The following is an 11,553-nucleotide window of genomic DNA, read 5'->3' on the forward strand; positions in this document are numbered from 1 at the left end:
CATGAAGCGTTTTTCCCCTTATGCGCCGACGTCAATGACGGAATGCTGTGTATGCCCATCATCCCGCCAGTTCTTCGGGGGACGGCCGCCTGCCGTTCAGAAGCAGTTCACGGATCATGGGCGTGCCTCCGCCCTTCGGTTTGGGGGCGTCAAGGTCAATGATCCAGCCGTTCACGATATGCTGTCTTCTCTGTTCCTCGGTGTAAACAACGGACTTTTGCACGAGGATGTGTCGGTGGTCTTTTTTATTGTGATTTTCGTTCATCGGCGGCGTTCTCCTTTCACCCCTCCCCCGAATCCTTGAACCCCGGGATTTCCTGATGCGCCCGATCGCGCTCGCTCAGCACGAACTTTTTTTTCCCTATGTCAAGTGTATCGGGAAAGGTCTTCTTGATTTCAACGATTTCGGCGACATGCTCTCGGAAGAGCGCGACAAGCGACGGATCGAGCGTCTTGCCGCTCTCGCGCGCCATGATCGCAACCGCAACATCGACCGGATAGGCGTCTTTGTAGGGCCGCACGGATGTCAACGCGTCAAACATGTCGACAAGGCCCACGATCCTGCCGGCGAGTGGAATGGCCTCGGCGGCAAGGCCGCGCGGATAGCCCGAGCCGTCCCATTTTTCATGGTGCGTAAGCGCTATTTCATAGGCGAGCTGCAGCACCGGCGCCTTTGCGTCGGCGAGGATGCCCGCGCCGATCGTGGTGTGCGTCTTGATGAGATCGAACTCGGCGGCGGTCAGTTTGCCCGGTTTGTGGAGGATGATGTCGGGAATGCCGATTTTTCCCACGTCATGCATGGGTGATGCACAGAGGATGTTCTGCACGTCGTCGCGGCCGAGCCCCAGCTTTTTGGCCAGGCAGGCGCTGAACTTCCCGATACGCACGATATGCGCCCCGGTGTCCTCGTCGCGATATTCGGACGCGGCGACCAGCCGGTTGATGGTGTCGTAGTACGCATCCTGCAGTTCGCGGTTTTTTCTCCGCAGGTCGGAGATGGTCGTGTTGAGGTCCGCTGCATACTTGAACAGCTGCTTGTTGAGGTTATCGACCTTTCGGTGTTGGGCCTTGGAAGTCGTGTACAACCGGCTCAGGTCGTGCGCATATCGCATCGCCTGGGTCTGAAGGTCTGGCGTCTCACCGTGAATGGTTCCGAAGCCTATGATGTTTGCGTTCATTGCGGTTCTCCTTCCCGGCGGATTCAGGGCCCACGGCGCCTCATGCCGGGCCGGGGCCGCGTTCTACTCTGTCAAGAAGTTCGAGCGGGCTGTACGGCTTTGACAGGTATGCTTCTGCGCCGGCCGCCACGCAGCGCTCCACCGACTTATCACGCCGCGACCCGGACACGACGATGATCCTGCTCGCCGCAGTGTCGGGGTTGGCTTTTATCCGCTGGGTCGCTTCGATGCCGTTGAGCCTCGGCATCTCGATGTCCATGATGATGACGTCGGGTTTTTCGCGCAGGCTCATGGCGACCGCCTGCTCGCCATCTTCCGCCTCGAGGATCTCGTACTCTTCGTCGCCGAAGGTCGCCTCGAGCAATTTGCGCATGTCGGGCGCATCGTCGACAAACAGGATTTTTTTCATGACGGTTCCTCCGATGTGTAAATTTCCAGCCATGAGGGGGGTTCTGACCGCTTACCGGTGACAGCCGATCTTTACAATCCGCCCACAAACCGATTTTTTTCCATTAAAATTTAGTATTGTAATTCCCGCCGAAGGGCGGCCAAATGCCGTTCCGGCCTTTTTGTTCCGCTTTGTCCTTTTTTATATGGCCGGCGCGGCGTGCATATTTAATTTTTTTATCATGAACGGCAACAATGTGCTTCTCATTTGGCCGAAAACGGACAAAGGCTACTACGATCTCAATCCCCTGAGTCATATTTTCGGACAAAAGGGGGCTTTTTTTCCCTTGCCGCTGCTGTGCGTGGCAAGCGCGTTGGGGGATTCGTGGAACTATTCGATTGCAGACGAAAATGTGCGGCCGGTCAGCGACGCTGAAGCATGTCAGACTGATTTCTTCCTGATTTCCTGCAACGTGCTTCAGAGGAACGCGGTGGAAAACCTGTTGGCGCGGCTGGAGCCGTACCGCAAACCCATCATAGTCGGCGGCCCGATTTCGGCGACGATCCCAGACGCATTTTCGAACAGAAAAATCACCAAGGTCATCGGGGAGATTGAAGGCGTTGAGCAATCCACGGCTGAAACGGGAACAACCGTGGCCGAACTGCTGTCGCTGCACATGAAAGCTGGCGCGTTGAGACCGCAGTACCGGTCGAGAGGGTTTCCGGATTTAAGGACGATAAGGCCGCCGAGGATCGACCTCCTTAAATCGAATCGCTATTTCACTTTCTCAATGCAAACATCCCGCGGGTGCCATAACAATTGTGACTTTTGTCAAGAAAGGTTCCTGTATGGCACGCACCGCAGGAAAAACACCGCGCAAGTGATGGCCGAACTGGACCAGCTGGTTGTGCTCGGCCGACAAAGGTGCGTCTTCATCATCGACGATAATTTTACGGGCAACGTTTCAATTCCCGAACGGAAGCGGGAGATTTCCGAGCTCCTCGACGCGATGTACCAGTGGCAAAGGGCACATCAATTTCCATTCGATTTTTTTTCCCAATGTTCGATTGAGATCGCCGATCATGATGATCTCATGGAACTCATGGCCAGGGCCGGTTTGAACCTGGTTTTTTTGGGCATCGAAACCATCAACAGCGCCGCGCTGAAATCGGTCCACAAAACCCAGAACGTCAAAGCAGATATCCTGTCGGCGATAGACAGAATCCGCGGCCACGGGATAGGTATTATGGGGGGCCTCATTGTCGGCTTCGATGAAGACACCGCTGACTCGGTTGATGCCGTTGCAAAGTTCGTGCAACAGTCCAGTATTCCTTTTACGGGCATTTCGCTGTTATTTGCTCCACCGGGAACTCGGCTTTACAGCCGGCTGTACGCCCAGGGAAGAATCTCGGGGGACCCCGACGCGCTCACAAAGTCCTTCCGCACCAATATCATCCCGAAGATGCATCCGGCGCAGCTATATGGCCATTATTTCAGGTTGGCGAAAACCCTTTATAGCGCTGACGCATATTTCAGCCGTTGCCTGCGCTGGACCGATCGATGGAACGATTCACATGTTCTTCCCGGCACTAAGGGTTCGGTGCCCGCGAATCTGAGGATAAACCGGATCGCAAGGAGCGTCTTCCACCAAGGATTCCTGTCCCGGTACCGTTTTCACTACTGGATCTACGTTGCTCGGCTCATAGTCAAATTCAGAAGAAATAGAAATAAAATCGCCGTGGCAATGTACCTTGGCTATTTCTTCAGCGTTATAGACAGCGTGGTCAACCACCTCGAGAAGTTCATGGTTGCGATTCCCGAGGAGATAATAAGCGAATGGGAAGCCTTTCAAAAGAAATCCAAAGCCAATGCTCAATGAAATTTCATGTTCAAGCTCAAGCCTTCTGGTCAAGTATGCCTTGACAAAGGGTGTCGCCAAATCGGCCCTCTTTTCGGGCATCGAGCAGTACGAGGCCGTCCTCCAAAACCCGCTGGAATGGGTTGACTTTGAAACGTGGGACAGGCTCGCGGCCAATTTCTGCGCAGCTCGATCCGACACCCAAGACGCCTTGTTCCAAGCGGGATACGAGATTCCCCTCAGGCTGGTATCGACCTTTCAACAGTTTTTTTTTAGGGTTGCCCCCATTCACCTGATAAAACAAAAGATCAAGCAGCACTTTGAACACAGCATCAATAAAAACCTCGTCGCCGAAATCGAGGTTGTCGGCGAGGGCGCCATCGAGCTTACGATTCGGCCAAAAGCCAGGGAGCGTTACTCGGAGCGGATATGTGATTTCAACCGCGGCTTCGCGTATGCGCTTCTGATTGCGAAAGGGTATCGCAACTGCCGGATCAAGGAGACCTGCTGCGCTGCCAGGAGCGCCGCCCCCGCATGCGTGTATCTTGGCACTTGGGACCCCCGTCCGGGAATCATGCAACACCTTTATAACTTCTTCAGTTTCAGCTTCCGCGATCAGCGCGCCATCATTTCCCACATGGAAGAAAACCAGGCCAAGCTGCGCAGCCAGCACGAGGAAATCCTTTCCATGCGCGATTTCTACTCGCATATCATGGCGAGCATGACCGAGTCGGTGCTCTGGCTCGGCCGAAACGGCATCATCGAGTTCGCCAACCGGGCGTTCCACGCGCTTTCGGGCCTGCCCGAAGACAAGCTCGTCGGCGCCTATTTCATGGACCTTCTCGCCGCCGACACGAGGGCCCGCGAGACCTTTGTGCGCCTGCATGAAGAGTGCCTGACGCACCCTCTGAAGCCCGCTGTTGCCGAATTGTCGATAAAGACCCGCCACGGCGGCCATCGCATCGGCATAGTGAGCATGATCTGGGTCAAAAGCGACCACCGCGCACCGGGTTTTCTCGTTACCGTTCGCGACGTTACCGAGGAAAAGAAAATTGAACGCGAGCTCTTTCTCGCCCAGGACCGGTACCGCGCGCTGTACGAGAACTCGCCGGCCATCATCGTGGGGCTGGGCACCGACGGCCGGATCATTTACGTAAACCCCAGCATGGCGGAACAGACCGGTTACACCAGCGAGGAACTCACGGGCATGCATTTTTCACAGCTCGTTGCGCCGAACGCCGAGGCCGACGTCGAGGGCGTGTTCCAGGAGCTTTTGCACCAGCCAGCCAGGCTGCAGGAGCTGCATTTCAAGACCAAGGCCGGCGAATGGAAAAGCATCGCGTTCAACACCTACCAGATCTTCGACGACCAGAAAAACCTCGCGGGCCTGGCCGGCATCGGCATCGACGTCACCGAGACAAAGCGGCTCAACGAACAGATCATCAAGACGCAGCGCATGGAGCTCTTGGGCCAGATGGCGGGCGGCCTCGCCCACGATTTCAACAACATCCTCACGTCGATCACGGGCTATGCCGTGCTCATCCGGCGCCGCTCCGCCGAGCAAAAGATCAGGGAATACGCCGACATCGTGGTGCAGGCGGGCGGACGCGCCTCGGAACTGCTCAAGAGCCTTTTGGCCTTTTCCCGCGGCGACGTTGCGAAAAGGGAAGAATTCGACGCGGTGGCGATCGTGCGGGAGGTGCGCGACATGATGCGCGGGGTGGTGCCGAAAAACATCAAGGTCCTCGACCGCGTGCCCGACGACCATTGCATGCTGATCGGCGACCCCGGCAAGATCAACCAGTGCGTCATGAACCTGTGCATGAACGCCAAGGACGCGATCGGCGCGAAGGACGGCGTGATCACCATCCGCGTGAGCAAGCCGCCCCAAAAAGAAGGGTTTCTCTGGATCCAGGTGGAGGACAACGGCACCGGCATCCCGCCGGACATCATCTCGCGTATCTTCGACCCGTTCTTCTCGACAAAGGCGAAAAAAGAAGGAACCGGCCTCGGCCTCTCGGTGGTGTACGGTATTGTCAAGGCGCATAAGGGCGACGTGTACGTCGACTCGCGGCCCGGCGAGGGCGCCACCTTCACGCTCGAGCTGCCGCTGTCCAGCCGCAACCAGAGCGCGCGGAAAAAAACGGTCATGGTGCTCGACGACGACGGCCTGCTCAGGAATTACTGCACCGAAATCCTCCGCGACGCCGGCTATGACGCCGAGGCGTTCGAAACCATGGCCGAGGCCGCGGAGTGGCTGACCGAGCACCGGGAAGAAACGGTGTTCATCGTGAGCGACGTGGTGATGCCCGACATGGACGTGGCCAGGTTCGTCGACACGGTGGCCCGTCTCAAGCCCGGCCTCAAGATCATCTGGATGAGCGGACACACCACGGCCGAGGTGCAAACCGTGATCCGGGAGTTTCCCTTTTTGCAAAAGCCCTTCCAGCCCGCGGCACTCATCGAAATGGTGAGGACGCTCGGCGCGTGAACGGGTGAAGCTCGAATTTGCCCGGTGCACATTTACAAACGACATGCTTTCATTTTGGGAATTTCATCATCACTTCTGCGAAACTTTTCTGATCACTATTTGTAAACATCAATTCCAAAACAGCGTTAACCGTTTGAAATATAATGGCATAGCAATTGCTCTTTTTATAGTGCCATGTTCGGGAACAAGCTGACGATGCTGATGCGTGACGTAATTCCACGGGGAGGGTGGAATGCGTTGAGCAATTTTTTGGCCTGTCTTTCCGTTCCCAGAATCGGTTCGCCTATTTCATTTTACTGCGGACAATTCCGGTTGCAGGAATTTTACATGCCCGGCATGGAAAGCGGAATGCGTAAAAAGTTCCTCGCATTTTGCTATCCAAATGATGTGCCCGATAATAAAAAAGAGGTCGAAATCGACCTGCAATATTGGGGCAGCACCACGACGTTTCTCGTTTTTTCGGGACAAGAGAAAATCGAAGGGTGCGTGCAATTCATAGAAAAAAAAATCGGCGGGAAAATCCCGGCGGAATTCGGCCATGTGGTGGACAGCATCGACGGTGGCAAGGAGGCTTCCGCCGTTCCCAAAGGAACATATTCGGAAATCTACCGCTGCCGGCGCTCCCGTGAACTTCACGGCAAAGACTCGGTCCTCGTGGTCGCCATGCTCTTCAAGGCGATATGGGCCAAGGTCATCCAAACCGGCATCGAGTATTCGTACATCACGTTTGATCCCGACAACCACGCCCTGAGAAACCTCTATCTGCGGAAGCTCGCCTTTAAAGACCCGAAAATCACCTTGCAATTCGGGAACAATGCCAAGCCATGGGGGCTGCTCTACGCCGATTGGGCGGACGTTGACCGCAATCTTGCGTCACGGGGTCCAAACAGCTTTCTGCTTGCCACCTGGATCAGGCAGGGGCTCAAGCAAAAGAACCCGCGCTTCCCTGCTGTAAAAACCGATCTCCCCATCTCGGAAGACGATGCCGTGCTGTTTGCGCAGGTCGTCCGCCCCGTTCATACCCGCGCGACCGCGCCGCGCAACGACGCGCTGCCCGAGAGAAATCCAACCCGCAGTTTCAGTTGACGGAATAAAAGGGGCCCAGCAGTCGCCGGTTCGCGAGAAAATATTCCCTGCTGCGGTCATGTTCGGCATTATCGAGGACCGGCGGCGCTTCGGTGTCTTCCGCGGCCTGCGCCATGTACGAGAGCGCGCGGCAATACGTGCGGTGGAGAAAAAGCGCGTAGTGTGCCGGGACCTTGCGGTACTTGCGCCAGATTTTCCTGAGGTACCTATCGGTGATGCCGGCCGCCTGCTGCCACTCCCCCACGTTTTTCGGCGAGTAGTCGAACAGCGCGTCAACGCTGCGCCTCATGAGGTAATCGCCCTGCATGCAGCGGTCGGGGCAGAGCAGGTTGCCCACGCTGTAGCGGGCGGCAAACGGCATCAGGTCGAACGCGCCCTGCGGTTTGTCAAGGACTGCCTTGGCCCCCGCCGCGGTCGCCAGCCAGCCTTTTTCCGCCGACGAACAGCCGGTGAGCACGATAAACGCGGTTTGCGGCGAGTATTCCCGTATCAGGAACAATTCGTCGCCCATGTCGGTGATTCCCATGTCCTGCACGCACAGATTGACCGGCGCGTGTTCCTTGAAAATCCGGCAGGCGTCGGCCGAGCTCGCGGCGGTGAAAACGCGGTACACGGGAATGTCTGAAAAATGCGTCTGGTACAGCTCAAGCAGCACGGGATCATCGTCCACAAAAAGAAGGGTGAGCGTTTTGTACAGGAACGCATAGGGCTGGACAATTGCTTGAGCGGAGTGCACCGGCATGGAATTTCTTCTCTTGAGAGCGGCGGAGCGTAAGAAGGGGGTTCTTTACAAACACTCGCCTTTATGCTTAAGGTTCCCCTACCGCAACCTGAGCATAGATGCAGTTGATGAAAATATAGAAATTTTCATACCCGATTGTCAAATCTTGAATGCACGGAGGGCACACATGAGGGCGTCCCCGCGCTTCCGTGCGGTGACGGACGGGTACCGGCGAAAGCTATCGCGATGATGTATTCTCCAGGTCGGGCTTCACGAGCATCGCCGTGGAGAGCGCCGCAATGAGCAATTTGAGCTCTTTGTCCAGGTCTTTTTTCATCCACACCGTTCCTTTGTCCATGAGATTGACGGCCGTTACGGTTTCGCCCGGCCTGGCAAAAAGCACGCCCCAAAACGCCCGCTTTTCCCTTGCGTCCTGCTTGTAATCGTAGGCCATGGTCACCGTGTCTTTGCCCAAGGTAACGGCGAGCGGTTTTCCTTTTGTAAATACGAATATCTCCCGGGCGCTTCCTTTTGTCAACCAGATGTCATAGGTTTCGCTCGAAGTGTCATAGGTCATCAAACTGCCGAAGGTGGCGGTTTTAGCATTCCTCGTGTCGAGGCATTCCACGGCGATGGAATCGCCCGACGAATCGAATTGGGTGAAATGAAAGCCCTGCGTCGCCGACGTGAATCTCGTGATGTCGTCGCTCTGAATGAAGGAACGGGGCATGTTATGGCTTATTGTCGGTTTGCCGATGCTGAAGGTGTTTGTATGAAACGGGCCGAACACGATTGTTCTTTTGAAGGTCTCGCCGGACCGGCCGCTTACGCTCATTTCACTTGCGCTGGCGCTCAGCGCGTCCTGGCCCACGAGGCCGGGCTTGAACACGGCACAGGAAAAGACCGCCGCCAATGCGGCGGCCAGTGAAACCTTCGTTCGCGTTGTTAACAGGCGCATGGTAATCCTTATGGAATAAAATAGGTTCGAACTAGGTAGACAGCAACTGCCGCGGGTCATGGATGAAGACGATTTTCCCACACTGCCGGCACACGGCATAAATTCCGGATTCTAAAAAAAGGGGAATTTGGCCAGACTATAAAAAACCGGCGGGCGCCGCAGTGCGGCAACGATGCGAGCACCGGGGCCGTCGCATCAATGAACGCCTGGCGGCAGGACGGTTATTTCTCATAAAGAAACTTAACGATCATCACGCCGTTTTGCATCGCGGCTTGCGATGCGAACAGGCGCCGCCGGGCCGGTGTCAGATTGTATAGGGCGAATATTCTCCGGCCCGTAAGGGTATAGCATTCAACGCCGGTCGCGGTTGCCGGAATGTCAAGACTGTGTCCTCTGCCGATAGCGCAGCGGATTTCCAGCGCAGGCGTTTTTCCGAGTTTGGAGGCCGCGGGCACGGTCCCGGCTATTCCGTTGACAAGAAATTTGTAGAACTGGTCGCCCGCCATGAGAAAGGCGCCTTCGGTGTATTCGTCGTGGTTGGTGGGGCCGAAGTTGTTGCTCGGCCCGCCGCCGACGCCCTGCGACCATCCGGGCAAATCGGGATTCGCCGGATCAACGCCCACGCAGCCGATAAGGCCTTTCCACGCTTTCTTGGCGGGCACGAGGTACGTGGCCGTGTCGATGATTCCGTTCCGTAAAGCGTAAAAGAATTCGTAGCAGAAGAAACCGGAACCGCTCGCCTCCTTGTTCCAGGCCGGGGTAAACAGTTCACTGCGCCACATGCCGTCAGACTGGTTCTGCAGCGTCAGAAGTTCCGCGCAGGTCTCCCTTATTTTCTGTTCGCACCAGGCGCGGCCCGGGTGGTCGGGCGGCAGGTATTGGTGCAGCCTGCAGGTCCCGCACACGCCCCATCCGCACCCGCGGCCCCACCACTGGCGCGTGACGTTCGTATCGCTGCAATTCGAATTGAAAAGGTGCATCTTGACATTATAGTGGCGCGTCGCGTTCTCGACCGAGAAATGATACACCGAATCATAGATGACCGGATCGTTGAGAACAACTGCGGCGCGCGGATAGATCGGCGCCGCCATGTGGTACTGGTCGATGATCGGCCATGCAGCGGCGGCGCAGGTGTTCGGACACGTATCGTACGTATAGTAGCGTATGTAGCTGAGCGCGGCCTGAATGTGAGGCAGATTCGCGGGACTGGGATCGGCCAGATAGGTTTCCAGATATGCCTGGTAGCAGCAGACATCGTCGAAACTGACCGGGAAGGTGTCCTGTTTGGGCGTGGCCGTGGGATTGTTGTACGCCGAAAGCCATTTGTTATAGGTACCCCACGCCACGGCGCTGTCGAGGTACTGCTTATCGTTTGTCAAGCTATACAGCGCCATGATGCCTTCAAAGTACGTGCCGACCTGCCACCCGTTGTAGAGGTTCGCCTTGAGACGGCCCCTGGCGACGCGCTTGCACATGTTCTTGACGCTGTCCGGCGTAAATTCGGGCTGCGCGTACCCCTTATACAGCAACGCACACGCCCCAATTACCACGCACATGGTTCTTATTTTCATATGCCGATGTCCACTCCCCTAACATAATGACTTCGATCTTTATTTGCCAAAAATTGAGGTAAAAAAGAGGATATCCTGAAAGTCTACCTTTTCTGCTCTTCCTGGTTGATTTTCGACCAGAGTGCCCCGGCATCAACTCTCTACTTGACAAAAAATATTTTTTGAAGTCCGACAATGCCCTTTTGCTTGATCAAATAAATTCCGACCTTGCATGTATTCTGAGCGTCCAGGTTCTTTCCGTCAATCGAATATATCCTGTCAACCATGCCCTTAGATATCGGCATGGTCACCGCTGCCTTTGGCCGGTCTTTTATTTGTATCCCGTTCGCCCCGTCCGTCACGGAGAAACTCGAAAAACCGAAATACGCCCAGTTGTCGTCGGTGTTGTCGTAAAACCCAACACCCGGCGCGCCGCCGGTCCACGGCCCGTATTTTTTCCCGTCACTGAACGTGAAATTGCCGTAATCCTGGACCGTCATGATCTGGTTTCCGTTTAAATATGCCGTGACGACCACGGGATTCGTGCCGGTCACGGTCGCCTTGAGAACATCGCCGTTTTTAAGGGAGAGCGAAGGGGTTGAACTCTCGATGTTCGCCCATGAGCCGTTGGGGCCGCCCCAGCTTGCGATATGGCAATAGCTGCTGCTCGGCGTGACGCTTCCGTATATTTCGTAGCCGGTGATGGTGTGCGCCGCCTGGTTGATGGTGACCCGCAGCCGGATTTCCGCCTCATGGCAGCAGCCGTTGCTCGGGGTCGTGGCTATTTTCACCGTGGCCTGCGCGGTCTGGTCCGGGCCCCAGGCGCCGGTGAGAACCGCAGTGGGATCCCCGTAGGTCGTTGGTTCTGTCACGCCGAAGGCCATTATTCCGTTGGTCTGGACATTACCCCAGAGATTGTTTCCGGCAGTCTGTCCGCCCACCCAGCTGCCGCTTTCGGAAATGGGGTTCTCGGTAAGGGTAAAGCTGGTGGAGTAGTTTCGGGCTTCCGTATGAAATCCCGGCAAAAATCCCACGATCAAAAGCAACCATCCTTCACAAAGAACAACAAGGTTTTTCATTCCGCCCTGCCCCCTCAACTGCAACACAAACGGGTTGCACCTGTCAATATTTTACCAACTTCGGAGCATGTGATGCAAGGGAATAAGGTTATCCATTGGCGGTACGCGTAGGCTCAAATTAAATGTAACCGAATACCTATCGGATACATACTGTTTTTAATTCGTAGGCTCATAATTAAGGTAACCCAAGCAGAAAGGGGTTATCTCCTATGGGCCACAAAGAAAAACATGCTTATCGACAGGC

The 11,553-nt window shown here is 55.8% G+C and carries 10 protein-coding genes; 3 read left to right on the forward strand and 7 right to left on the reverse strand.

What is annotated here, in order from left to right:
* Positions 1-58 precede the first annotated feature (58 nt).
* Genes VLX68_02140 through VLX68_02150 form a run of 3 tightly spaced genes read right to left on the reverse strand, consistent with a single transcriptional unit; the run spans position 59 to position 1,587 of the window.
* Positions 59-265, reverse strand: a complete 207-nt coding sequence (locus VLX68_02140) for a hypothetical protein (GenBank protein ID HUI91023.1) — start codon at positions 263-265, stop codon at positions 59-61.
* Between the two features lie 16 nt (positions 266-281).
* Positions 282-1,178, reverse strand: coding sequence for an HD domain-containing phosphohydrolase (locus tag VLX68_02145; protein HUI91024.1), 897 nt, complete (start codon positions 1,176-1,178; stop codon positions 282-284).
* Between the two features lie 40 nt (positions 1,179-1,218).
* Positions 1,219-1,587, reverse strand: coding sequence for a response regulator (locus VLX68_02150; protein ID HUI91025.1), 369 nt, complete (start codon positions 1,585-1,587; stop codon positions 1,219-1,221).
* Between the two features lie 235 nt (positions 1,588-1,822).
* Between VLX68_02150 and VLX68_02155 the strand changes: the two genes are divergently transcribed.
* The 3 genes from VLX68_02155 (at position 1,823) to VLX68_02165 (ending at position 7,001) form a co-directional block, all read left to right on the forward strand.
* Entirely contained in the window at positions 1,823-3,445 is a 1,623-nt protein-coding gene (locus VLX68_02155) for a radical SAM protein (protein HUI91026.1), read from the forward strand.
* Entirely contained in the window at positions 3,435-5,915 is a 2,481-nt protein-coding gene (locus tag VLX68_02160; protein HUI91027.1) for a PAS domain S-box protein, read from the forward strand. Before VLX68_02155 ends, VLX68_02160 begins: the two co-directional genes overlap by 11 nt.
* 348 nt (positions 5,916-6,263) lie before the next feature.
* The gene (locus VLX68_02165) at positions 6,264-7,001 is read left to right on the forward strand and encodes a hypothetical protein (GenBank protein HUI91028.1); all 738 of its coding nucleotides are present in this window, start codon (positions 6,264-6,266) and stop codon (positions 6,999-7,001) included.
* Here VLX68_02165 and VLX68_02170 read toward each other — a convergent pair.
* From VLX68_02170 to VLX68_02185, 4 genes are all read right to left on the reverse strand, one after another.
* Entirely contained in the window at positions 6,994-7,743 is a 750-nt protein-coding gene (locus tag VLX68_02170; protein HUI91029.1) for a response regulator, read from the reverse strand. The genes VLX68_02165 and VLX68_02170 overlap by 8 nt on opposite strands.
* Positions 7,744-7,960: 217 nt before the next feature.
* Positions 7,961-8,680 carry a hypothetical protein gene (locus tag VLX68_02175; protein ID HUI91030.1) on the reverse strand — a complete coding sequence of 240 codons (720 nt, stop codon included), beginning with the start codon at positions 8,678-8,680 and terminating at the stop codon, positions 7,961-7,963.
* A gap of 221 nt (positions 8,681-8,901) precedes the next feature.
* Positions 8,902-10,251: a glycoside hydrolase family 88 protein gene (locus tag VLX68_02180; GenBank protein ID HUI91031.1), complete on the reverse strand. Its 1,350-nt coding sequence runs from the start codon at positions 10,249-10,251 to the stop codon at positions 8,902-8,904.
* Positions 10,252-10,391: 140 nt separating this feature from the next.
* Positions 10,392-11,309, reverse strand: a complete 918-nt coding sequence (locus VLX68_02185) for a hypothetical protein (GenBank protein HUI91032.1) — start codon at positions 11,307-11,309, stop codon at positions 10,392-10,394.
* Positions 11,310-11,553 lie beyond the last annotated feature (244 nt).

The sequence above is a fragment of the Chitinivibrionales bacterium genome, from assembly GCA_035516255.1.
Classification (GTDB): Bacteria; Fibrobacterota; Chitinivibrionia; order Chitinivibrionales; family FEN-1185; genus FEN-1185.